Origin of the sequence: Paenibacillus oryzisoli (genome assembly GCF_001653565.1) — a bacterium.
GTDB classification, from domain to species: domain Bacteria; phylum Bacillota; class Bacilli; order Paenibacillales; family NBRC-103111; genus Paenibacillus_E; species Paenibacillus_E oryzisoli.
Map to the genome: position 1 here is coordinate 109,276 of NZ_LYPB01000089.1, position 26,590 is coordinate 135,865.

General features: G+C 41.8%; 16 protein-coding genes. All 16 read right to left on the reverse strand.

Annotation, left to right across the window (positions count from 1 at the left end; translation table 11 throughout):
* Positions 1 to 11: 11 nt before the first annotated feature.
* Positions 12 to 281: a flagellar biosynthesis anti-sigma factor FlgM gene (gene flgM / locus A8708_RS28850; protein WP_068669522.1), complete on the reverse strand. Its 270-nt coding sequence runs from the start codon at positions 279 to 281 to the stop codon at positions 12 to 14.
* A 112-nt stretch (positions 282 to 393) separates the two neighbouring features.
* Positions 394 to 810, reverse strand: coding sequence for a flagellar protein (locus tag A8708_RS28855; RefSeq protein WP_239696890.1), 417 nt, complete (start codon positions 808 to 810; stop codon positions 394 to 396).
* A 115-nt stretch (positions 811 to 925) separates the two neighbouring features.
* A complete protein-coding gene (locus tag A8708_RS28860) occupies positions 926 to 1,687 on the reverse strand; it encodes a ComF family protein (protein ID WP_068669526.1) in 762 nt (253 codons plus the stop codon).
* Entirely contained in the window at positions 1,684 to 3,537 is a 1,854-nt protein-coding gene (locus A8708_RS28865; protein WP_068669528.1) for a DEAD/DEAH box helicase, read from the reverse strand. The genes A8708_RS28860 and A8708_RS28865 overlap by 4 nt, the downstream gene beginning before the upstream one ends.
* 84 nt (positions 3,538 to 3,621) lie before the next feature.
* Positions 3,622 to 4,011 carry a glycosyltransferase family 2 protein gene (locus tag A8708_RS28870; protein WP_068669530.1) on the reverse strand — a complete coding sequence of 130 codons (390 nt, stop codon included), beginning with the start codon at positions 4,009 to 4,011 and terminating at the stop codon, positions 3,622 to 3,624.
* Positions 4,012 to 4,091: 80 nt separating this feature from the next.
* Complete coding sequence (locus tag A8708_RS28875; RefSeq protein WP_056611570.1) at positions 4,092 to 4,817, reverse strand: response regulator; 726 nt, start codon at positions 4,815 to 4,817, stop codon at positions 4,092 to 4,094.
* 1 nt (position 4,818) lies between these two features.
* The gene (locus A8708_RS28880; RefSeq protein WP_082927876.1) at positions 4,819 to 5,982 is read right to left on the reverse strand and encodes a sensor histidine kinase; all 1,164 of its coding nucleotides are present in this window, start codon (positions 5,980 to 5,982) and stop codon (positions 4,819 to 4,821) included.
* A 98-nt stretch (positions 5,983 to 6,080) separates the two neighbouring features.
* Positions 6,081 to 8,684 carry a stalk domain-containing protein gene (locus A8708_RS28885; RefSeq protein ID WP_068669532.1) on the reverse strand — a complete coding sequence of 868 codons (2,604 nt, stop codon included), beginning with the start codon at positions 8,682 to 8,684 and terminating at the stop codon, positions 6,081 to 6,083.
* A 197-nt stretch (positions 8,685 to 8,881) separates the two neighbouring features.
* Positions 8,882 to 9,157 (reverse strand): hypothetical protein, encoded by a 276-nt coding sequence (locus A8708_RS28890; RefSeq protein ID WP_068669535.1) that lies wholly within the window; start codon positions 9,155 to 9,157, stop codon positions 8,882 to 8,884.
* Positions 9,158 to 9,359: 202 nt separating this feature from the next.
* Positions 9,360 to 10,574, reverse strand: a complete 1,215-nt coding sequence (metK, locus tag A8708_RS28895) for a methionine adenosyltransferase (protein ID WP_068669536.1) — start codon at positions 10,572 to 10,574, stop codon at positions 9,360 to 9,362.
* Between the two features lie 498 nt (positions 10,575 to 11,072).
* The gene (locus tag A8708_RS28900; protein ID WP_068669538.1) at positions 11,073 to 11,339 is read right to left on the reverse strand and encodes an alpha/beta-type small acid-soluble spore protein; all 267 of its coding nucleotides are present in this window, start codon (positions 11,337 to 11,339) and stop codon (positions 11,073 to 11,075) included.
* Between the two features lie 149 nt (positions 11,340 to 11,488).
* The gene (locus tag A8708_RS28905) at positions 11,489 to 12,019 is read right to left on the reverse strand and encodes a hypothetical protein (RefSeq protein ID WP_068669540.1); all 531 of its coding nucleotides are present in this window, start codon (positions 12,017 to 12,019) and stop codon (positions 11,489 to 11,491) included.
* Positions 12,020 to 12,090: 71 nt separating this feature from the next.
* The gene (locus tag A8708_RS28910; RefSeq protein WP_068669542.1) at positions 12,091 to 15,309 is read right to left on the reverse strand and encodes an S-layer homology domain-containing protein; all 3,219 of its coding nucleotides are present in this window, start codon (positions 15,307 to 15,309) and stop codon (positions 12,091 to 12,093) included.
* Positions 15,310 to 15,704: 395 nt separating this feature from the next.
* Positions 15,705 to 18,722, reverse strand: coding sequence for an S-layer homology domain-containing protein (locus tag A8708_RS28915; RefSeq protein WP_068669544.1), 3,018 nt, complete (start codon positions 18,720 to 18,722; stop codon positions 15,705 to 15,707).
* 369 nt (positions 18,723 to 19,091) lie between these two features.
* Positions 19,092 to 22,109 (reverse strand): S-layer homology domain-containing protein, encoded by a 3,018-nt coding sequence (locus A8708_RS28920; RefSeq protein ID WP_068669545.1) that lies wholly within the window; start codon positions 22,107 to 22,109, stop codon positions 19,092 to 19,094.
* A 282-nt stretch (positions 22,110 to 22,391) separates the two neighbouring features.
* Complete coding sequence (locus A8708_RS28925) at positions 22,392 to 26,336, reverse strand: S-layer homology domain-containing protein (RefSeq protein WP_068669547.1); 3,945 nt, start codon at positions 26,334 to 26,336, stop codon at positions 22,392 to 22,394.
* Positions 26,337 to 26,590: the final 254 nt, after the last annotated feature.

Below are 26,590 nucleotides of genomic sequence, written 5' to 3' on the forward strand. Positions count from 1 at the left end.
AAACGAGTTGTTTATTTCAAGTATGGTAACAACTTCTCTGCGATTTTACCTGCGTCCACATGGTAAGTGCCAGATACAACAGAAGATTTCAATTGATCAATTCGGAGGGATCGCTCTTCTGTTCGATTTCCTTGAGCACCAAGCAGCTCTTTCGCTTCAGCAGATATCTCAACCTGATCCTTCGCTTTACCCTTCTTCCCTGCAGCCTGTGCGAATGTCGATTCTCCCGATTTCTTATATGGATTCACATTACCAATGCGCCCATTATCATTAATTTTCATACCGATACACTCCTATATTCTCTGACCTAAAAAATAAAATGCCGATAATCGTTAGAACTATTATCGGCATCTTCTATATGAAACTTTATATCTCTACTGACCTATTTCTAAATTAATGGCGGTCCCGTAAGCGTTCTTGAATTTTAAAGCTAACTTTACTTTCCTGAGAAGCATTATCCTGTTTACGCCGCTCATCCTCCGAATTATTCCTTACATCCTTTACGAGCTTCATTCGGCAAGGTTCGCAAATCGTATTTTCACGGATCAGAGTTCCACATACTTCACATGGATACGACATGTTAGGCGCATGCAGAATAGAAATGCGGCCTTCACGAATAAACTTTGTAATTTGTTTAAGAGAGACACCTGTCGCTTCACTTAAATCGTTAATATTGACCCCTTTATTTTCACGAAGATACTTCACACATTTCTCATATTGTAACTCTAAGTCCTTCATGCAATTCGGACAAAAATCAGCGAAGCCTTTTACAAATATTTTCCCACAACGCGAACAATTCTGCACATTCATACTCATTGTATATCCCCCTCTCAGTATTCCCATTTTCCACTTTTTAATTCCAGTTTACCGCAATTCGACAGCTTTTGCCTAATACTATTTTTGTGAAAATAAGACGATCCCCCATTTACCTCGCCCAAGTTAATCCGCATATTTCGACAGGTATCGACATTCTCTCTTTGATCACCATCGCGCACTGATTCATCGTACTCCCCGTTGTGTACACATCGTCTACGATATAAATAAGGACAGCTCCTCCTTGAGCAACAATTTCCCTCAACTCTATGGCATCACACTCAAAAACATGCGCTAGATCGTCGATCCGCTCGTTTCGTTTTTTGAAACTTTGTTTCGCGGTATGTTTAGAACGAGTGAGTAAACGCACGACCGGGAAGCCAGCTAGCCGGCCTAACTCTCTCGCCATTTGCTCCGCTTGATTAAATCCACGCTCTTGCATGCGCTGCTCACTTACGGGAACGTAGGTGATAATCTCTCGGACCTGCTCCGTTGATGGAGATGGCCGCCTATCTATCCGTAGTTGCTGCATGGCATGTACCAACATCTGACCGAACGCGGTCTTTAATCGCTCATCCCCACGGTACTTATATCTGGCTAGCAGTTCTTTCATCGTCTCATCATAGCGAACGGCACTTCGGCTTTTCGTAAAATTGGTGTTAGACCTTCGGCGACAATCTGGACAATACTCACCCCGCCCACAAGATACACAAACGACCTTACGAATCCACGGAATCCGTGTGTAACACACAGGACATAGCCCCAACTGACCTCTCTCTAGACTGGTCACCTGTTTACATAATAAGCACGCTTCACGCTTAGGACTTAATAGTGAAAATAACGAGTCCCCCATCCGCCTCCACCACTCGCTCATACCTTACCTCCTTGTAGAAAGCCTTGTTTTCGTGCAATACGATTCATCGTGCGAATCTGTCGAAGGGCTTCTTTCTGTGATTTTGTTATTTCCGCTGCCGCCAAATAAACCTTTCCATAGGGGTCATCCTTCGATCTCCCAGCCCGACCTGCCATCTGGACAAGCGCTGCTTCATCGAATAACTTCGAGTCTGCATCCAAAATAAATACATCAGATTGGGGTACAGTTACCCCACGTTCGAGGATGGTTGTCGTGACGAGCACGCGAATTTCCCGACTTCGGAAAAGCTGAACCTTCTCCGTACGCGAGATGTCTTTGGAGGAGGTACCTTCAACCCGAACATCCAGGTCGGTTCCCCTCAATTTACTTCTTAACAACTCCACCATCGGTTCCACTAGCTGAATATTCGGAACGAACACGAAAACTTGAGCTCCACGCTCAATAGATACTTCTAATCTGGTTTGAATTGACTGCGGGATTGACTGGGCTGCGATGGATTGTCTTAAAGCAGGCGTAGAGATCAACTGGGGTACTGGAAGGGGATGTTTATGGAATCTTACAGGGACACGGACATGTGGCAGTCGCCCACGTTCGGCGGCGTGTCTAACGCGCGTAGGTGGAGTCGCTGATAGCAGGATATTCGTCCCGCTAGGTTTGCACACTTTCTCTGCTGCATAGCTAAGCATGGGGTTGTTGTGGTACGGGAAGGCATCGATTTCATCGATGATGACGAGGTCAAAAGCTTGATGGAACCGCAACAACTGGTGCGTTGTTGCGATGGTGATTTGCCCTTGCTCCCAGCGCTGCTCGCTCCCTCCGTACAGCGTAACCACGCTGTACGTTGCGAACGCCCGCTGGATGCGCGGCTCTAGCTCTAACACCACGTCCTTGCGTGGTGTAGCAATGAGCACACGCCCGCCACGAGCGGCGGTGTAGTGAATGAACGGGAAGATCATCTCCGTCTTCCCGGCGCCCGTAACGGCCCAAATGAGGAACTTCCCTGGGCCGCCAGTTTGCTTCCCTTGGATGTAGCGAAGCCCCTCAAGGGAAGCATGGGTCTGAGCATCACTGAGCCCCCAGGGCTCGATGTATGCTTGCAGTTCGTGGGCAGCCTCTTCGCCTGCGGCGGACAGCCCACTGCCCGAACCGCCGAGCACCAGCAAGGAGCAGGATCGGACCCTGCCCATGGTGAGGCACTCCTCGCAATAGGGGCAGTCTTGTCCGCAATCCAAGCAGGGCGACCAGAACATCCGGGCTTCTCCGCTTCCACAGCGTTTACAGGCGTAATGCGAAGCCTTCCGAAGCCATCGCCGCCAGTCGCGCTTCACCTGCAAGAGCAGGCCGCTAGTGAGCGACACATCGCCATTGAGATAGGCAAGTTGCAAATAAGATGGCCACGAAGCCTTCAACCCTGCCGTCTCGACACCAGGAGATTCGATTAGCTGCTGAAGCTCATCTACCAATAGGGAGCGCCCCCTGCAAGCTTCTACGAGACTAATATACGTGGGTGCGTGTAGTTGAATCTTACTATTATTTTTGCCAAACCAAGACATGTAGTCAATCACTTCCGAACACATTGCATCCACATGCGCCATTCCACGCAAAGCAGCTTCCCGTTTAACCATCTCGAGTACCTGACTCTCGCTGTAATCTTTAGAAGCCGCATCCCTCTTTCTCAGCCCCTCGAGCAGTCGAATCCCCTGCCCAAACGAAACAAAAGGTTCGAACAATACGAGGCCGGCGTCGGCTGCGTAATGCTCGAACCAATATTGGATATCTGTCTGGGCATGTAACGTAAATTTCCACTCCCACACATGTCTCTTGCGAACAGCATAGATCTGAACCTTCATTCCTCACCGTTCTCTCTTCATCAAATAGTGTAGCGTGCGTGTTGGTTGAAGGTCTATGTTAGTCAATTCTTAAAGCGTTTTCCATCAAACAACAGGAATCTTTACAAGTTCCTCTCTATTACTGAGGTGAACGAGTACAACAGGATCTTCATCATGCTGACTTAAAAAACGATCAACGGCATCATAGTCAGACTGTAAACGCAGCTCAAGAGCATACGTATGGGATAAACGCTCAATGATTTCTCTAGTATCGTCAGACGAACCCTCGTCAATAATCGTTGCCTTGACCTGGTTGCCTCTTACACGCGAAAAGAAAAATAATGAGCGAATTACCCACTCAATTTGATTTTGATTATTTTTGGTAACAAGTAAAACAGTAGCTGGTTTCTTCATCGTTCCCTTACGTAATAAGAGATGCAGCACGATAATGCTCACGCCATAGCAACCGAAGATACAAAGCAATCCAATCCACATAGCGGGTCCCTCCCTTACCTGCAGTGTATGCGGCAGAGCAAAGGGGGGTTCCTATAGGCCCGGAAATGCGGTATCGTGGATTACAGCGTTACCCAACCATTTTTTATTGCGATAATTACCGCTTGTGTACGGTCATCAACTTCCATTTTTTGAAGAATACTACTCACGTGGTTTTTCACTGTTTTCTCACTGATATACAAGAACTCGCCAATCAGCTTATTGCTTTTGCCTTCTGCCATAAGTCGAAGCACTTCTGCTTCCCTCTTGGTTAATGGACTATTTGCATTATGTATGTACTTCAATCCAGAATCCTTCACGCCTGTTCCCGTACCAACCACACCAACGTCATCCAGATACGTCATACGTCTTAGTTGATTGATAAGCTTACCCGTTACCTTAGGATGAATGTAGGCATGTCCTGCAACAACAGAACGAATCGCATTAATCAGCGACTCTGCTTCCATATCCTTCAGCAAGTAACCTGAAGCCCCTTTACGAAGCGTCTCAAATACGTAGCTCTCATCATCATGAATAGATAGAATGATGACTTTAATATCTGGAAAAATCAGTTTCAGACGTTCTGTTGCAATTACTCCGTTCTCAAGAGGCATATTGATGTCCATGAGCACGATATCGGGCGTAATTTGATTACACAATTCAATAACTTGGATGCCATCGCCACACTCACCGATAACTTCCATGTCATCTTCCATATTAATAATCCGTTTAACACCTTCACGAAAAAGCTGATGATCGTCTGCAATGACAATATGCACATTGCGTTTGTGACTCGCCGTGTTGTCCATTCTAGTTATCCTCCTTGTTCTCTCCAACGCCGCCGATAGGGATGAGCATCGTAATTTTTGTTCCTGAATCTTTCTCGGACTCCAGAACCATGGTACCTTCCAGCAGCTCCACACGCTCTCTCATTCCCAGTAAACCAAAGTTATTTCCCTTGGCTATTCTTTGTTCTGTTAGCGGAACATCAAAACCGATTCCGTTATCCACAACATAAATCTGTACTTGATCTGGTTCTAGCGTGAGTTCAACAGACAAGAAGGTTGCCTTAGCATGTTTGTTTATATTCGATAGAGCTTCCTGCACCAAGCGGAAAATGGCAATTTCCAACCCAGACGGTATGCGTGTTTCTTTTCCGACCAAGTTAAACTGTGTGTGAATTCGATGTTTATCTTCAAAATCCTGCACATACTTCCGTAATGTAGGTACAATCCCTAAATCATCGAGCGCCATTGGCCGGAGGTTGAAAATAATTTTGCGCACCTCTTCAAGGCCATTTCTGACTTGTCCCTTTAAATCGACTAACTCATCCTTCACCGCTGAAATATCTTCCTTAACGAGCATCCGATGAGCAATCTCAGTCCGAAGGACAACATTCGCCAAGGTTTGAGCCATCCCATCATGAATTTCTCGCGCGATGCGTTTGCGTTCTTCTTCTTGGGCCAAAATAATTTTCAACCCCAGCAGCTGTCGATTCTTAGCAGACTCAATAATACGTGTTAACTGATTAAGATCGCCAGATAAATATTCCAGTGCAACATTCATCTGTGAGACGATCGTTTCAGCGCGTTCTACCTGTTTGTCCACATTCTTCATGCGAACCTGCAAGTCATTGCGGCGAATCTTGAGATTATTCTCTTTTTCCCGCGCAACGGTTAGCTGTAATTGAAAAGCGATAGCGGCTTCATAAGCAATCTTGATATCTTCTTCACGATACTTGTTGAAATCTCGACTAACTTCCGTAAGCCGGATCCGCGACCGTTTGTATTCTTTCTCTAACATATCCACGAGATCAATCGTGACACCCGTCTCATGCTTAATGTCATTAAGCTCCCGAGTAAGCGACTCCTTCTCTAAGCGTGATGACTCAGCAATCTCAAATAGTTGATACTTGCTGCTTTCCATGACGTTAATGGCGTTGGTTATGACCTTGTCTATAGCGTCTGGTTGCACATGAAACGAGCTCCTTTTAATAAAACCTTATAATAGTAAGTTGTCTACCCCATATTGTAGCATAGTTCTCGCCGTTTGCCGTGTACTTCTAGTACTATTTATTCAATTGATATTCCGTAATTTTGGGGATCCCAGCCTACTTTGAAGCCTAACCTCTCTGAAATGAGGCGTAATGGGACCATTGTCACATTATTCATGATCGCTGGAGCCACTTCTGCCGTGACGCGAACACCATTTACAAGCAGATCTGTTTGATCAATCCATAGGTCAATTAATTTATCGCCACGCAGGACGGTTACCTTACGCTCTTTGTCGTCCCACTTCACAGTGCCACCCAATGCTTCTGTAACAAAACGAATCGGAACCAACGTATTATCCTTCACGATCGTCGGTGCTTGTTCCAATGTCATCGGTTTGCTATTCAATGTTGCTTGTTTCTTATTGACAGTCAGTTTAATTGCATTCTTCGGCAGTGTTGGCAATTGTCCTTTATAAATAAATGAAATATCGTCAATATTAATTTTCCCTTTAGTGGCTCTTTCATCCTGCCCGTTGAGTGGATTTGCCACATAAACGCTTTTCACGAGCAAAGGAGCCTTCAGACCCGAAACATCTGCCGTCACCTTGCGCCAGCCTGTCCAGTTCATATTTTCCGTAAAACTAACGTAATTCAGCTTGCCATCTGCATCAATGACCTCTGCACGCACCCAATTGAAGCTGCCATCTCCCATGACTTTAGCCGTTATAAATTCGGGAGCACCTTCGATCGGAGCACCATTTCCATTATTAAACCTTGCATAAGCAGCTTTCGTTCCTAGTCCTTTGGAGAAATCATATGCAATTTCCAAGTTCTTGTTGCCATTGTTAGGAACAATATTGACAGTCGAAACAACCTCTGCCGGATATTTGTCCCCTGTTGTCATGACAGCAAACTTATCTAAATCGTACCACACTTTCTCCTGCCCGACAGGTAAAGTTACCATGGTGCTATACCCATCATAGCGTGCAATGACTTGCGCCGTTTGCGCACCAGCAGTGCTATCTACGTGGAGGACACCGTTGGTGATTGTCCCCTTAACTCCGCTTAGCTCCCAAGTCGCTGATGCCGCGGGTAACTCTCTCGTTGCTCCACTTCGTGTTGTAACGGTAATCGGAAGCTTGAAATCGCCGCCCTCTGTCAATGAGAAGGACCCCGAGCTGAATGCCATCGACGTAATCTGATCACGCCCGACAACTTCAACATCCATCGTTGCGGATCCTTTGCCTGATTTGGCGACAATCTGTGTTTTTCCAGGCATTGTTGGTGTGTATACATTATCCTTGAACGAGCCATTAGCCACCGTGCTGCTCCATTGTGGGACAATTCCTGTTACGGCGATTGGATTATAATAGTCATCATACGCTTTAAATTGATAAGTGCTGGATTCATTTACGAATAATAGGGATTGTCCTTTTAAAATAAGACCTAACAACTCGCCCTTCGGCGCTGTCGAATATACACCCAAACCATTGGCTACCGCACGTTGATTCCCATTCTGTGTTTTGTTTACTAGTTTCGGATCTACATCACCAAGCGGCCTAGACACCATCTGCGTCGATCCACCGCCATCGAGGACCATCCCTCTCCAAACTCCGGCATCGATCATGAATTGCTGCAGCTCTGGCAGCGTCATCCCTGCACTAGGACCGTTCCGGTCTGCTGTTATGATATATGCCTTCTTCAGATCCTTGGAGTAACCTACTGCTGTCCTAGAAACAGGACTATATCCGCTAAAATCATTAATATTCCGCGTAAAATAGCTCGGCTTTGCTTCATCCACTAGCAGCGTGCTGCCGCCGATGAGCATTTTGAAGTTTTTCCAATCGTACGTCTTGGATGCATCATGTGGAACCATATCATATTTCGTCGTAATTTTATCACCAACTTTGAGATGGTTTACAATAAACTCTCTTGCTAAACCGGAGCCTCTCAGGATATAACCATCCGCTGGAGCAATCATTTTCACATTCGTATCCACTTGAATTTCCTTGACGATATCATTCTGAATGAGTGCCTCCGTAGGCACGTGTGTACCATCCACAGCGCGCTGTGTCATCGCCCAAGCACTTGTATAAAGGAAAAGACCGTCTGCAATCAGCGGAACATCATTATCGTCCCAGTAGAACGTTTTGTTCACGCCACCCAGCTCGAACTTAGTCCCATCCTTAGCCGTAACCGTACCTTGGAAATCGAAAATATCAATAATCGGCTGATTCGTCTTCGTAATAGCAAAAGAGTACAGCCCCGAAATCTTCGCCGGCGTCGCCATCACCTGTCCGTTTGTGATCTGCGCACCCTCTGGTACTCCTTCTGCCTGGGTATTGTAGAAATCCCCGTTTACCCCGGCTACAGCACCTGTATCCTTCACCATGCCGAGCACACTCTGGTTTTTCGTGAACTGATTGTTCGTTCCTGCCATTGCGTCTATCTTCACGTTCGGGTTCGTCAGATCCACTTCGATCACATTGGCGTTCACCGATACTTCCTTATTGCTTCGCGTTGTCGACCATACGTAGTTCTTCATAATTGCACCTGATGTGATCGTCTCCTGCGAGCTCAATGTTAGCTTCGATCCCGCCGCGCTCACTGTTACTCCCGACACCAACTGCCACACCATAGCGCAAGCCACTGCAGCCACTCCTACTTGCCTCTGTACCTTCACGTTGCCGTTCCACTCCTCTTTTTCATCTAAGTCTAGTATCTATCTTTATAGCGATAACTATATAGACTCTTAAACTATGGAAAAAGTTACGAAATTCCCCATGTTGTATTCATATGTCATAGATTAACTGTGAAAAAGTAAAAAAGAGCACAACCCTTCCGGGTTTGCTCTCTGCTTGAGATGCTTATATGTGATATTTATATGATCTTTTTAAGTTTAGCTTCTTGTTCAATCGAACGCGCTGAGAGGAGCTCAATAATCCTGTGTTGTTGCTCTTGTACATTTTCCAACCGCTTCACGATTTCATTCGTTTCTAGTACAGCTTGTTTGATTTGAGACTGTTCTAATTCTAGTCTGTCTAGTCTTGTATCAATGCCATCTAATCGAGAATCAATACCATCAAACCTTACAAGTACTGGTGATAATTCTGCCTTAAGTATAGCGGTAAGTGCGTCTTTCAATTCGTTTTCCAATACATCGCTCTCCCTTCTTTTAATAAAACAGAACTTATCTAATATTCATCATAACATAATTCCCTATGAATTAGCATCAGATGACATATACATATAATACCACTATTATTAACAAAAGAATACATAATTATTTACTTTAGCAAATTAATTTCTTGGCGAAATCCAAAACAAAAAGCCGCCCATGAAGGACGGCCTCTCTATATTAATGCTTAAGCTCTAACGCTTGCGCTTTCAATGATTCTGCTTTATCTGTACGCTCCCAAGGAACATCTAGATCATTACGGCCGAAGTGACCATAAGCCGCTGTTTGACGGTAGATCGGACGACGAAGATCAAGCTCTTTAATGATACCCGCTGGGCGAAGGTCAAAGTTATTGTGGATCAGCTCAACAAGCTTCTCTTCACTTACTTTAGCCGTACCGAATGTATCTACAGCAATAGATACAGGACGAGCAACACCAATCGCATAAGCCAATTGAACTTCACATTTCTCTGCAAGACCAGCTGCTACGATATTCTTCGCAACATAACGCGCCGCGTATGCGCCAGAACGGTCAACTTTTGTCGGATCTTTACCGGAGAATGCACCGCCGCCATGACGAGCATAACCACCGTACGTATCAACGATAATTTTACGACCTGTAAGACCTGCATCCCCTTGAGGTCCGCCGATAACGAAACGGCCAGTTGGGTTGATGAAGTAGTTCGTCTTCTCATCCAACAAGTGTGCTGGAACGATTGGAAGAATAACATGTTCTTTAATGTCTTTTTGGATTTGCTCCAAAGTTGTGTTTTCATCATGCTGTGTGGATACAACGATTGCATCTACACGAACAGGTTTATCATCGATGTATTCAACCGTTACTTGAGTTTTACCATCTGGACGTAGGTATGGAAGAGTGCCGTTCTTACGAACTTCAGTCAAACGACGAGCCAATTGGTGAGAAATTGAGATCGGAAGAGGCATAAGCTCAGGCGTCTCATTTACTGCGAAACCGAACATCAAACCTTGGTCACCAGCACCAATTGCTTCGATTTCTTCATCAGACATGTTACCTTCTCTTGCTTCAAGAGCTCTATCTACACCTTGTGCAATATCAGGAGATTGCTCGTTCAACGAAACAAGAACCGCACACGTTTGGGAGTCGAAACCATACTTCGCGCGTGTATAACCAATTTCTTTAATTGTTTGTCTTGCGATAGCTTGAATATCTACATATTCAGACTTCGACGTGATTTCACCAATTACCAAAACCAAACCAGTTGCTACAGATACCTCACATGCTACACGAGCATTCGGATCATTAGCTAGAAATGCATCCAAAACCGAGTCAGAAATTTGGTCACAAATTTTATCTGGATGACCTTCTGTTACGGATTCGGATGTAAATAAACGACGTCCACGAACTTGAGCCATATTATTCATCCTCCTACATTACAATTAGTATGTTTGAAAAGCTTCTACTCGATGCCTCTATGATAAAAAAAGTGGGCCCGGCTTTAGCGGTAGCTTTTCTCGCCAAACGGAATCCCTCTTTTGCGCTCATGCGCTGACAAGATCTCTGAATTCCGCTCTGGTACAAATGGATAACACATAAATAAAGACATTACATGAATAAAGACAACATTAAAATGAACCTTCCCCTATTGGAAAAGGTTAAATTGAATATTGACCTTCAATTAACCATCCTACTTTATTTGTCGTGTAATGTCAATTTATAATTTTAAATCTTAGCAATTTTCTTATTAAGTTTACTTTAAGGTACGCTTCACTTTTTTTTCACAGCTATTGTCTATAATACTTTTTATATGAAACTACAGCATTCGATAACATTCGCAATCTCTTAAATTTGAAGAAAGAGGTCAGCCTATAGCCGACCTCTTTCTCATTACAATAATTAGGAAATAATAATAACTACAAAGTAAATAAAGTTTCTTCTGCTCTTTGAATCAGACGCTGAGTCATGCGGCCACCAACGGCCCCGTTATCTCTAGACGTGATATGCCCCCAGTAGTCTTTTTTCGTAGGAGCTGAAGGGATAGAACCAAGCTCACCAGCAAATTCAGTATCCGCATGAGCTGACATAGAATAACTTACTGGAAGACCTAACTCAGCAGCAATCTCGTATTTTAAGATATCTAACGCCTTTTTCGATTCTGGAACCACTTTACTTCTAGCCATAACCAAACGCCTCCCTAAGAGTTTTAGTTCAGATCATGTACTCAATAAGCAGCTACCCGATCTATGGGGTACGCTAATAGTATGGCTAGAATCGGCATGCTGAAACGAATAAGAAGTTGTCATTTTGGGTAAAATTATGGAGTAAACATTTATTGCGAAACTTTACTTCCATCCGCATTTAAAATTAAATATGAACCACGTACCATGACATAAATGGACGTGTCATTTTTTGGCGAAGGCTTGATACCGCGGCCCTCTGTCGGGAAAATCAAAAGATGATTCAGCGCGACTTCCGTCCCCGCTGGCAGATCTTTACCTCCCGTGACATCCGGGATGCCGTTCTCATCGTTGCTCACGGCTAATAATTTGCCGCTGCGCACGATAAATTCCGAGCCAGCTCCAGCATACAACGTTTGTCCATTTGCCAATTGGACAACCTTCATATTCGCCGCTGCCGTAGGGGTAGTGCTCGTGCCTCCGTTGCTCCCGCCAGCATTCGCTGCGATCGCGGAGGCAACAATCTCCTTCACCTTTGCTTCGCTTAAGGTGTGCAGTTCGAAGTAGCTTTGGGTAATCACCGGGTCGGTTGTCCCTGGAGATGGGGCTTCGGCCTGGGTACCCTGACTTAAAGTGAGTAAGATTACAATAGTACATATTAATTGTCTTATGAATGTTTTCATTGGAGTTCACCTCATCATTTAAAAAGAAAAAGACCCCTAAGGGTCTCAATCTTTTTTATAAAATTTAAATATTATTTCGATACTAGCATTGTTAGGGATTTACCGTTAGGTGCAATTGCTGTAATTAAGAATTCTGTTACTGTAGTAGGAACAGTAATAATTTGACCTGTTTTGGAGTCAATTTCTACTGATCCAGTACCTTGAAGTGTTTGTACAGTGTACTGAACACCAAGTACTGCGAAGTATTGAGCGATTGGATCAACGCTGTTTGCTGCATCCGTTTTGTACTCGATACCGTAGTTGTCAACAACTTTCAAGTTATTGAAGTACTTGTAAGCATAGTCATTTCCTGCAGCATAAGTTGCTGTGCTGTTGTCTGCAGTCAGTGTTTCAACTGCAATTGTATCAGCTTTTACAGTAATTTCTTGAGTCAAGTTAAGTGTTTGACCTTTATTAGTGTAAACAACTGCGGATACAGTAGCTGTACCTGCTTTGTTACCAAGAACATATCCATCTTCTACTCCACCAGTAGTGTATGTGTCAACAGCTAATACATTCGGATCAGAGCTGGAGATACCACGAACATAGTTTAGAGGAAGCTTAACTGTGTTTCCTGCGGAATCCTTAGCAACAACACCAAGCTTTTTGTCAAAACGGCTGTTTCCAGCAACAAGTCCGTCGGCTGCTTGGCCAGGGTTAGTTCCAACAACTGCTGCATTGCTTGCAAATTTATCTTTTGCTGCAAATAGGCTACCAACAGTATTAAGTGAGTATGTCAAAGCAGTGTCTGGTTTGATAGACTCAAGTGAACGAGTGATAGCGGAAGAGTAATCTGAGAAGTTGGACGTTCCGTTTGGAGCCTTCTCGATTGTCGCCTTAACTGTTACCTTACCTTCAGCTGTGTTAGTCAACAAGTTAAAGCCTTTGTTGAAGTATACCAATTGATCAGGTCCGAAAACATAAGTTGTTTCATTTGTACCAGTCGATGTTGGAGTAGGAAGCGCTGCATCATCGCTTGTATCAGTATTAGTTAAATTTTGAGCACCTTTCAAAGTAACACTTGTCGTACCAGTAGCAGTTACAACTACTTTAACTTGATATTTAGAAGTTTGGCCATTTGCACTTGCGATATTAGCTGCAATATTTTTAACATCTTTACCGTATTGATCTTTAAGTTGATATACAACTTCACTATCCGCACCAAGAATTGCTTTCGCAGTAGGTTCAGTTTTCACTGAAATGCTTTCAGGAACACGAGCATCGCTAACTGCAATACTAGTTTGTACGAATGTGTTAGTTTGTGATTGATTGATTGTTCCAGAAACGTAAACTTTACCACCAACAGTGTTTGTAGCAGTATAAGTCAGTTTCACTTTACCTTTGTCAGAACCTGTTTCAACAATTGCAGCAGTAGCATTGCTAGCACTGATGTTAAAACGAGCCTTTTGGTCAACAATATCTTGAGCACTTAACTTATTGCCATTAGCATCAGTAGCAATTAAAGGAACAATTGAAGTTGCATCACCAGCAGCAATTACTACTGCACCAGCATCAAACTCAAATTTAGTAGCTAGGTTAGCAGCACCTACACTAATTGTTGCAGTAGCTGAAGAAGAGCCACCATAAATGTTAACAGTGTAGTCAGCTGATTTGTCAAGTTTCTCTGTCAATTGAACTTTAATACGAGCATTATCGTTATCATCGAAGAAGTCTGTGTAGTCGTTATTTGTGCGTACTACAGCCAATTTTTGCTCATAAGGTGTAATTACAGGGTTGATCGTTGTTGCAGAAATTTCTGCTACAAGAGGTGTCGCATTGTTGCTATCATGGTCCTGTGGTTGCAATTGGCTTTTTACAATTGAATTGCCGTATTGGTCAATTAGACTCAATGCGATTGAAGCAGTTTCATCTTTAGCAGAAAGCTTAGTACCGTTGTTAGGGTACGTTACTTTACCAGCTTCAATTTTGCTCAAGATCGGCACTGTACCTACTTTGAAGTTTTTGGAAACTGTTACATTGCTATTGTTCAAGTAAACTGTTACTGGAATAATACCATTACCTTGTGTCACACCAGCAGTACCAGAAACATTAGCTGTGATAACTAGATTGCCATCAGCATCTTTTTTGAAGCTAGTTGGAGTTTGACCGGATACAAGAGCTGTAAAGCTAGAAGTACCAAGAGAAACAGCCTCATCATATTGGTTTGTTGCTTTAAGTTTAATTGTAGCAACTTTGCTATAAGCAACAGTGTCGCCAGCGTTTAGGAAGTCGATTTTATTAACAGTCTCGTCAGTAGCTTTGAAAGTTGCAGTTGTTTTATCAACAGCATCCGCAGCTAGACCTGACAAAGTTACCGTGTAATCACCTTCACCGATTCTTGTATCAGTAGTTAGTGTTACGGATTTTTTGTCTTCAGACCAAACTGGAGCAGTAGTTGAAGTGCCAACAGCTAGTGTCCCTTTAGTCAAAGCCAATTTCGCAACAGCAGTATCAACTGCTTTGCTGAATGTTACTTTCACTTTGTATACGCCTACTGCTTTAGCTTCAGTTAGGGATACTTTACCAATGCTTGCGATAGCTGCATCAGCTGTGAATGCACCAACTACTAGGTCAGCACGAGTTGCGAATTTGGAACCGTCAGTACCTTCTGCAAGCAACTTTTTGTCAACTGCTTGTTTGATTGCATCGGCATACCAAGGAGTACCTGTTGTATCTGGTTTGACTCCAAGACCTTTGATCAATGCAGTTGCGAACTCACCAAGAGTTACGTTAGCAGATGGGTCAAAGGAAGTGTTGGATTTACCATCAATCAAGCCAGCTTTTTTAGCTGCTTCGATGAAAGGAATTGCCCAACCATTAGCTGTATCATCAGCTTTAACATCAGCAAAGCTTGATTCTTTTACAGTAGTGTCAACCGTAACACCAGTTACTAAAGCAAGAACTTTAGCAAATTGTGCACGAGTCATGTTTTCTTTGATACCAAAGGAATCATCAGCTGTACCTTCGAAGTATTTTTTAGCAAGCATAGCGTCAATTTTCGCAAGCGTAGCTGCATCCAAATCTGCAAGGTCCTTGAAATCTTTGGAAGTCTTAACAGCTGCTGTAGTAGTAGCCGTTGGAGTTGTTGTTGTTTCAGCAGCCATTGCTACGGAAGCGAACATGGAGAATGCTAGTGTTGCTGTTGCGATTACTTTTAAACTTTTTTTCATAACCTTTTTTTCTCCTCCTTGAATATCGTGAGTTTTATTTTTTATGTTGATATTTTCTTTATTCCAGCTCGATTTACTCATTTTATTGTTCACCCCCCCTCCAGAGTTAGAGCATAATATAACTAAGGTTCGCTTGCAGCATTCCATGCTGCATTTGAAACTAGTAAACTGCAATTAAATAAAATAGGAACCTAGACCAATTTACATTATACATTGATCAAACTAGATCGTAAAGAAATATTTTCGTCGTTATAAACTTCTCAGAATGTTTCCTTTTGCCTTTATCTTTCTTGTTCAATGTATTAAACGCACTGTTTCGTAAAAAGTTGCGTTTCATGCAAAAAAGTTTTTTTCATACATAGCCACGACTTTAAAAGACCAAATCAACTACTAAATAGCACTTTAGTTGACTTAAATATTGAAGTAGACAAAACAAACCCAGTACAAATGTACTGGGTTTGTTTTGATTCTATCAATTATGGTCTAGCAACTAATACTTGAACCGATTTACCGTTTGGCGAAACTGCTGTAATCAAAAACTCTTGTACATCTGTACCAACCGCAGTAATCTCACCTGTTTTTGCGTCTAAATCAACATTACCAGTTCCGCTTACTACAGATACTGTGTAACGTAAACCTAGAACTGCATCATACTTTGCAATGTCAGCATTTTTGTATTCAATTCCGTATTGGTCAGTTACCTTTAGTGTATCATCACCATCTGTGAAGTAAGTGTACGCATAACCAAGACCTGTATACGTCGCACTTGTTTCCCCAGCCACAAGCTTTTCTACTGCAATTGCATCGGCTTTTACAGTAACTTCTTGCGTCAAGTTAATTGTTTCACCTTTGTTCGTGTATACTACTGCAGATACTGTAGCTGACCCTGCTTTGTTACCAAGTACATAAGCATCTGTTCCATCTCCGTCTACTGCAAGTACAGATGGGTCAGAGCTTGAAATACCACGTACATAGTTCGAAGGAAGAATAACTTTATTACCTGCTGAATCTTTCGCGATTACTGTTACTTTTTTGTCAAATTGGCTGTTACCCGCTGTTAACGCTTCTCCTGATGTAAAACCTGCTGTTAATTTATCTTGCGCTGCGAACAATGTTCCTACCGTGTCGATAGAGTACGTTAAAGCCGTGTCAGACTTAACTGCCTCAAAGGCACGTGTTACTGCTGACGAATAGTCTGAGTAGTTGCTAGTACCATTGGACGCTTTCTCAATAACTGCTTTAACAGTTACTTTACCTTCACTACCTGAAGTAGATGTTAAGTTAAATCCATTGCTGAAGTCATCAAATTGTGTATTGTCGTAGTAATATGTTGTTACATTGGCTGGCGCTCCTGTTACTACCGTTGGTGCGTGTGCAGTTTTCGGCGCCGCTGCTGTGCCAGTACCTTCTGTTGTTACTTCAACTTTAATACGGTAGTTAGATGTTTGACCATTTGCATTTGCGATGTTGGAATCAATATCGGAAATATCTTTACCATATTGGTCTTTCAACTGGAATTCTACGTCATCAGATGCACCCAAAATTGCTTTAGCTGCTGGCTCTTCTGAAACTGTAATACGTTCAGCGATACGAGCATCTTGTACTGGAATGCTTGTTTGTACAAATGTGTTGGATTGCGATTGGTTAATTTGACCTGTTACGTACACTTTCGTTCCAACTACATTATTTGTTGTAAAGGTTAATTTCAACTTCCCTTTATCGGAACCTGTAGGTTGAATTGACCACGTACCATTTGTTACGCTGAAGTTCATGCGATCTTTGTTGTCTACAATATCTTGCGCACTAAGTTTGTTTCCATTTGCATCAGTTACATTTAAAGGTACATACACGCTTGCATCATTTGCCGCTAGTGTGACAGCGGAAGTATCAAACTCAACTTTTGTAGGCAAGTTAGCCGCACTTACGCTTACTGTCGCTGTCGCAGATGAAGAACCGCCATAGATATTTACTGTGTAATCAGCAGTTTTATCCACTTTTGCTATTAATTTCACTTGTACACGAGCATTGTCGTTCTCATCGAACAAGTCAGCTGTTGCAAAAGATGAACCCGCTTTGACGATTTCGAGATTTTGCTCGTACGGTGTAATGACTGGGTTGATATTACTTGCTGCGATTTCTCCAGATACAAATTGCCCTTTAGTAATTGGGTTACCATATTGATCAAATAGATTTAATGCAATAGATGCCGTTTCATCTGCTGCTACTAATTTCGTTGCATCATTGGAGTATGTTACTGCACCCGTTTCAATTTTGCTTAGAATCGGCACTGTACCTACTTTAAAGTTTTTAGATACTGTTATATTGCTATTGTTCAAGTAAACTGTCACAGGAACAATTCCGTTGCCTTGGCTAATACCAGACCCTGTAATATCAGCAGTGATTACTAAGTTACCTGCAGCGTCTTTTTTGAAGCTTGCTGGTGCTTGGCCAGATACCAACGCTGTAAAGCTTGAAGTTCCCATGGAAACAGCTTCGCCATATTGATTCTCAGCCTTTAGTTTAATTACTGCATTTTTACTATAAGCTACAGTATCCCCAGCATTTACGAAATCAATTTTGCTAACTTGTTCATCCTTAGCGCTAAAAGTAGCAGTCGTTTTCTCTACAGTTGCTGCATCAAGGCCAGAAACAGTCGCTGTATATTCACCTTCACCAATTTTCGTGTCAGTTGTCAGTGTGGCAACTTTTTTATCTTCAGACCAAGTTGTCGTTGCAGATACAGCAAGTGTACCTTTTGTCAAAGATACTACAGCTTTAGTTGTATCAACTGGTTTATTAAACGTTACAGTCGCTTTATACACACCTGTTGCTTTTGCTTCTGTTACAGAAACTTTACCAGCTGGTACATATTGTTGTTTCGCTTCATATGCACCAGTTACAAGAAGATCACGAGTTGCATTTGTGATACCACCGAAAGTACCATCAGCATTGTTTGCTAGAACTTTCAATGCAAGTGCCTCAGCCACATAGCCTTGTGCCCAACCGGAAACTGTAGCGTCTGTTCCCGTCAAAGCTTTTGCTTCTGCGTCTTTATCAAGTACACGTACCAAGAAAGTAGCTAGTTGTTCTTTCGTTACTTTACCAGCTGGGTTGTATTGACCTTCAGCATAACCATCAGTTACATTAGCAGTTTTCAAAGCTTCGATGTAAGGAAGTGCATAACCATTCGCTGGGTCGGTTACACTAACATCAGTAAAGCTGGATGTTGTAAGATCTTTATTTACTTCAAGACCCATGATCAAAGCTGCTACTTTAGCGAATTGTGCACGGTTCATTTCGTCTTTCAGACCGAAAGTTGTATCGCTCACGCCGTCGAAGATGCCAGCAGCGATCATAGCATCAAATTTCGTTTGTGTTGCTGCGTCTAGGTCTTTCAAATCTGTGAAATCAGCAGATGTTTTACCGAAAGCGACAGCTGAGAACATGGAAAGAGCCATTGCAGATGTTAGAACTACGGATAATGTTTTCTTCATAAAGGGTATTTCCTCCTAATATTTAAAAGTTTTTTATAAAAACTTATAACCAACAGAGCGACTTTTGGATTTTCTCGATATAATATCGTTTAGCATTCCGTGTAGCACTTCGTGTATCATCTCGTCTACAAACTTAGTATACGACACTATATACTACATATCACTGCTAAGTATTTTCCAAAAGTATTCCCTATCACTCTCGCTACTTAGCTATAAGTTAATTTTAATGCCCAATTGTAAATAAAATAAGAAAGGCAACTTAATACTGGCTAAAAATTTGCTTAAAAATTTCTGAATGCAAATCAAAATATTGTTAAAACGCCAATAAATAAAGACCCCGAGGGGTCTTTATTTATACTTACTTTTCTATTATGGTCTAGCTACCAATACTTGAACGGATTTACCATTCGGTGCAATTGCTGTAACTAAGAACTCTTGTACATCATTACCAACTGCTGTAATTTGGCCTGTTTTTGCATTTAGTTCAACAGCGCCAGTTCCGCTTACTACAGATACTGTGTAACGTAAACCTAGAACTGCATCATATTTTGCAATATCAGCATTTTTGTATTCAATTCCGTATTGGTCTGTCACTTTCAGTGTATCATCGCCATCTGTGAAGTAAGTGTACGCATATCCAAGACCTGTATATGTTGCACTTGTTGCCCCAGCCACAAGCTTATCTACTGCAATTGCATCCGCTTTTACAGTAACTTCTTGCGTCAAGTTAATTGTTTCACCTTTGTTCGTGTATACTACTGCAGATAGTGTAGCTGATCCTGCTTTGTTACCAAGTACATAAGCATCTGTTCCATCTCCGTCTACTGCAAGTACAGATGGGTCAGAGCTTGAAATACCACGTACATTGTTTGAAGGAAGAATAACTTTATTACCCGCTGAATCTTTCGCGATTACAGTTACTTTTTTATCAAATTGGCTGTTACCCGCTGTTAATGCTTCTCCTGAGGTAAAGCCTGCTGTTAATTTATCTTGCGCTGCGAACAACGTCCCTACCGTGTCGATAGAATACGTTAAAGCTGTGTCAGACTTAACTGCCTCAAATGTACGCGTTACTGCTGAAGAGTAATCAGAGTAGTTGCTAGTTCCATTGGATGCTTTCTCAATAACTGCTTTAACAGTTACTTTACCTTCACTACCTGAAGTAGATGTTAAGTTAAATCCATTGCTGAAGTCATCAAATTGCGTATTGTCGTAGTAGTATGTTGTTACATTGGCCGGTGCTCCTGTTACTGCTGTTGGTGCATGTGCCGTTTTTGGTGCCGCTGCTGTACCAGCACCTTCGGTTGTCACTTCGACTTTAATACGGTAGTTAGATGTTTGACCATTTGCATTTGCGATGTTGGAATCGATATCAGAAATATCTTTACCGTATTGATCTTTCAATTGGAATTCAACGTCATCAGATGCACCAAGGATAGCTTTAGCTGCTGGCTCTTCCGTAACTGTAATACGTTCAGCGATCCGTGCATCTTGTACTGGAATGCTTGTTTGTACAAACGTGTTGGATTGCGATTGGTTAATTTGACCTGTTACATACACTTTCGTTCCCACTACGTTGTCTGTTGTAAAGCTCAATTTCAATTTCCCTTTATTTGTACCAGTAGGTTGAATTGACCACGTACCATTTGTAACACTAAAATTCATACGGTCTTTGTTGTCTACAATATCTTGCGCGCTAAGTTTGTTTCCATTCGCATCAGTTACATTTAAAGGTACATACACGCTTGCATCATTTGATGCTAGTGTAACAGCGGAAGTATCAAACTCAACTTTTGCTGGCAAGTTAGCCGCACTTACGCTTACTGTCGCTGTCGCAGATGAAGAACCACCATAGATATTTACTGTGTAATCAGCAGTTTTATCAACTTTTGCTTTTAATTTCACTTGTACACGAGCATTGTCATTCTCATCGAATAAGTCACCCGCTGCAAAAGATGAACCTGCTTTGACGATTTCAAGGTTTTGCTCATATGGTGTAATGACTGGGTTGATATTACTTGCTGCGATTTCTCCAGATACGAATTGCCCTTTAGTAATTGGGTTACCATATTGGTCAAATAAGTCCAGAGCAACTGAAGCTTTTTCATCTGCTGCTACCAATTTTGTTCCGTTATTAGAGTAAGTAACTGCACCTGTCTCGATTTTACTTAGAATCGGCACTGTACCTACTTTAAAGTTTTTAGATACTGTTACATTGCTATTATTCAAGTAAACTGTCACAGGAACAATTCCGTTACCTTGACTAATTCCAGATCCTGTAATATCAGCAGTAATTACTAAGTTACCCGCTGCATCTTTTTTGAAACTTGCCGGAGCTTGCCCAGATACTAGTGCTGTAAAACTTGAAGTTCCCATAGAAACAGCTTCGCCATATTGGTTCTCAGCTTTCAATTTAATAACAGCATTTTTGCTGTAAGCTACAGTATCCCCAGCATTTACGAAATCAATTTTGCTAACTTGCTCCTCTTTAGCAGTAAAAGTAGCAGTAGTCTTCTCTACAGTTGCTGCATCAAGACCTGAAACAGTCGCTTTATACTCACCTTCACCAATTTTCGTGTCAGTTGTTAGTGTCGCGACTTTTTTATCTTCAGACCAAGTTGTCGTTGCAGAAACAGCAAGTGTCCCTTTTGTTAAAGATACTACTGCTTTAGTTGTATCAACTGGTTTATTAAACGTTACAGTCGCTTTATACACACCTGTCGCTTTTGCTTCTGTTACGGAAACTTTACCAGCTGGTACGTATTGTTGTTTCGCTTCGTATGCACCAGTTACAAGAAGTTCACGAACTGCATTAGTTGTGCCGCCGAAAGTGCCGTCTGCATTGTTGGAAAGAACTTTCAATGCAAGTGCTTCAGCAACATAACCTTGTGCCCAACCAGAAACTGTTTTGTCTGTGCCAGTCAATGCTTTTGCTTCTGCATCTTTACCAAGAACACGAACCAAGAAAGTAGCTAGTTGTTCTTTTGTTACTTTACCAGCCGGGTTGTACTGGCCTTCTGCATAACCATCAGTTACATTAGCAGTTTTCAAAGCTTCGATGTAAGGAAGTGCATAGCCATTCGCTGGGTCGGTTACACTAACGTCAGTGAAGCTTGATGTTTTAAGATCTTTATTTACTTCAAGACCCATGATCAAAGCTGCCACTTTAGCGAATTGTGCGCGGTTCATTTCTTCTTTAAGACCAAATGTTGTGTCGCTTACGCCATCAAAGATTTCAGCGGAGATCATCGCGTCAAACTTTGCTTTTGTTGCTGCATCAAGGTCTTTCAAATCCGTGAAATCAGCAGATGTTTTACCAAAAGCTACAGCTGAGAACATGGAAAAAGCCATTGCGGACGTAAGAACTACGGATAAAGTTTTCTTCATAAAGTGTGTTTCCTCCTAATATTTTAAAGTTTTTTTGTTATAAAAACTTATAACCAACGGGGCGACTTTTGAATCCTTTTGCTCGATGAGCTCTGATTCACTTTCGTGTAGCTTCGCGTCTATCACCTCGGCTACAAACTTAGTATACGACACTCTATACTACATTTCATTGATAAGTATTTTCCAAATGATAAAGTGCAACCTTTTCAAAAATGGCCTAAAACAAAAAAGAGATCCAAGCCCCAGATTCGGCTGTTGGATCTCTTTTTATTAGAAGTTGCTTTATGGAACCATCTTTTGTTGTTTCATAACACGATATCCGATTATGGATGCTTGGGCACGTGTTAGTAGCTCAGTTGGGTCAAATCGCACTGTTTCTTTCTTTTCTCCTGGAAGCAATGTATTCGGAATACCTTCAATGAGCCCAGCTTTAGACACAGCTTCAACAGCAGGTCTGGAATATGACTCAATTCGATCTCCATCTGTGAACGCTTTTTGCAACGTAACGAGAGATTTAGCAAGATCAGTGTTCATTTTCATTTCAGCCGCTCTGGCTATCATTACAGCAGCATCTTGACGCGTAATGGATCCTCCTGGATTAAATCGATTACTCGCCTGACCACGGATAATCCCAGCTCTTGCAGCTGTCTCGATGTACTTGTAGTCGTAAAGCATACCAATTGCGTTATCGATTTTCAGAACATCGGAGAAAGTTGAGTTACCAGCATAATTCAAAGGAAGTTTAAAAATCTTGACTAATACTTGAGCAAACTCGCCACGTGTAATGTAGTCATTCGGGCCAAATGAGAACGTAGTTTTTGCTCTCATTAATCCTTTGGAGTACAGTGTCTCGAGCTCAGTTCTTGCGAATGAGTGCCCCGTCATATCATCGAAGCTACGATCCATGTACATGACTTGATAGTAGCCGAACTTCCGGAATGGCACTGTGATCGTATTGTTTTTGTTATCTACAACGCCGCCGAGGTTCTTCCAGCCATAGTCTGTTGTATTTGAATAATTCGCATAAATATCATAGAAGAATACAGTAATGTACTTGCCAGCATCTTGACGGATGGACTGATCAAACTGTAGTGTCAGTTCTCCATCTTGCGTAGGTACAACGATCTCATCATTCAGACGGTTAAAATAGGCTCTTCCTGAATTCGTAGTGTCATATGGATCAACACCAGTGCCATTAAGTCCTTTTGTTAAGTCTTCAGGTGTTGTCGTAGTTGAGTTAGGTGCTGGAATGAAACCTGCGTCCATATAGTAGAGATTACTTGCTGAATGGAAGGTATCCTCAACAACTTTGACATTAATCTTGGATTTATAGTATCCATTCGGCACTGGAAATAATGCTTTATCTACTCGGCCATCATCAGTATCCGCGATACCAAACAATATCTTACGTCCTGTTGTAATATACTGATTGTTATTGCTATCGGGTACATTTCTCATTAGTTTAGTGTCTTTAGGGAAAGATAGCTGTAGACCACTATTAAAGAGTTTAAACTTCGTATTCATATTTTGAAGCGTTGCTGCACCCTGAACATTGGTATTGGTATTGAAAAGAATAAAACTACCATTCACCTTAGCCCCGTTACGATTAATCGTAAACTTAATTTGGTTTGCACCAGGCTTCAAATTAGTGACTTGATATAAATATTGATCCACAGAATTCACTGTACGTTTGGTTGCTTCATTTTTATCGAACAAAACACTTTCAGCGTTCTCAGCTTCAATAATGATATTATAAAAATCACTATTAATGTTGGATTGCAACTCCCCTTTAGGATTCTTAATCAAGAGGGGTTGGACAACCGTGTAAGGAACATTCTGTCTTGTAATCGTAATAGACTTCGTTGCTGTGATATTGGAATTGTTGGTGATTCTAAACTCAAAAACAACATCAGAGTCATCCAGTAATTTAAATGCTGTTGTTTTAAAGTTTGTACTGCTAATCGATGTAAAATAATTAGTGCCAGCGGAAGTCACGGATTGTGAGTTCGGCGTTTGATCAATAACAGCAATCGAGCTGGAACTGCCTATCGTTTGCTGATAGACCAGCGCATCTCCCTTGGCATCTTTCGTATGCACAACTAGCGTTAAAGCTTTAATGGGTGACGCCACGCCATTCGCATCTAGACTTGAATATAACCCGTCAAATGATACAGTACGCTGTGTAGTGGTATACGTATCTGGATTGCTGTTTGCTATGAATTGAATTCCCGAAGTACCACTTTCCACTGGTTTAATAGCCGTAAATTGAGGAGCGTCTGTTGAGAATAAATAGATGTCATAGGACTGCTCAGTGATAAATACATTATTGACGTAAATTTTGAACTTCAACGTATTTTTGCCTTCAACCATTACCTTCGTGAGATCAGCATTAAATAAAGTCAATGGTAATGTGAATGTATTCAATGTCCCTGGAACTGTTGGTGTAGAAGGGACTTTCCCAAATATCGCTTCAACAGTTCTAGAATCTAGTGTATAAACACTCTCATTTAAAGATACTTCCACCTTATTAACAGGTACCGCGGGGGCAGTTACTGGATCTTGATAGAAGTTAACAAGTCTACCCGAAATACATGCTTCTGTCGCTCCACATGTTAGATTCTTAATATTCTTGATCGTCATGCTGTTAGAGATATTATTAACCAGAACATAAGGAGCGTTACTGATGTTCAACTTATAATCAACCGTGCTATATCGCGTTGTTCCCGTAGAGTCACTATAAAGCTCGATACTCAATTTCTTGTAGCCGTCAGTTAAACCTTGCAACCTAAGGTCATACTTAAATAACTGGGCTACGGAATCCCATGTTCCTACAATTGGATCAGGGTAATAAACGCCATCAATCAGAGCTTTAACTGCAAGTGTTTTGTCATTTGCATACACATGAATGTCAGCTGGAAGCTCATTAACAAGCGTTGCATCACTTAGGCTAAGTTCATTTTCAATCGTTCCATTACTTATTGTTGATCTATCAATGTAAGGATGACTAGGATCAACATATTTGAATTTATATTCTGTTATAGCTGGAATTAAGCTATTCGTAACATCTCTAAAAGTAAATGTTAGACGTTGCTCATTCGCCGCGACAGAAGTAATGTTAGGTATCGCAATCTTCAAGTCTTTAACTAGATATTCGTTGCTACGAGACAATGAAGTATTTTTAGATGCTGAGTAGGTAACTCCCGATACTGTTACTGGCGAAAAGTCAACTCCCCCTAGATCAATTGTAGCCACGGAAGCGTCGTTAACTGCCACATCTACATAGCGGTATCGCAATGACCCTGATGCTTCCAAATCGCTTTTTACGCTAGCTGTGAAAGTCAAAGCACTTGTTTGGAATGTTGGAATCGTAATTAAATCCTTTTGAGGCAGTGTAGCTAATGTATCTTGTATTTTCCCGTTAAAAGCAAACGGTTGACCATTATCGTACCAAAGTTTTTTGACTACTTGATATTTATTCGTATCATTACTCGCAATAAAGTTGATGATGTTGTCACCTGGATTCAAACAGAAACTGGTAACAGATGCACAAGTCGATGCAGATTTGTTCTTATCATCCCCAGTAAAATAAAAGTAACCATCATTACTTTTAAAGCCTTGTTTAGGCAGACTATCGCCAGTTAATGTAGCTTGAACAGCATTAGCATTGGATGCCTTCGTTTTAATTTGAATACCTGTCGTCCCAGCTTTCAAAGGACCGCGATCGACTGGATAGATCTTTCCATCTTCCAGTTGAGCGTTATTTACCGTAATATCGGATAAATTGGTCGTTGGAGCATAGTACAACCATCCTGGTGCAGAAGCAATAGCATTAGAATCTCCTAGGTAAACAACGACTTTATTCAAACCCTCTGTTAACTGAATATTATCGAATTTAACTAGATTGGTTGCAGTAACAACCGCTTTATTATTCTTCTCTGTTGACACCGCGCCTGAATTCATGTTCGTAATCTCGAAATAAATGGATGGAATCTGCGAATCTGTTACATTGGTTGTTTCTACATTTAATGTGAAAGGTAATTGCGTAATTCGGGTAACTAAGTTGTTATCCTTCGGCTTGGCTAAGGATGTGCCGGCATTATCCGTGTCCGTGTATAAATTTTTGATAACTAGCGTTGAAGCTGCACTCGCTGTCATCGCAGGCATTAAACTAATCATCAATGACATGATCAACAGTATGCTTGCTAATTTGGTCCGTAATCGTTTCAAAACAAGTTCCTCCTTATGTAATCTAAATGTTATTAGCTGTTATGTGGGGACGGATTGTACCACTTATCAATCATCACTTACTAGATTTCGACAATCCCTCCCAAATTCTTCTATCATTCTACATGATTAGACGCGGCTAATCGCCAAAAGTTACAAGTTACTGTATATTACTTATCGGTTGATTGCAGGTAAATGTTTAGAGAAAGAAAGGTTTTTCCTTATAAATACAAAAAATCCAGCCACAAGGGCTGGAT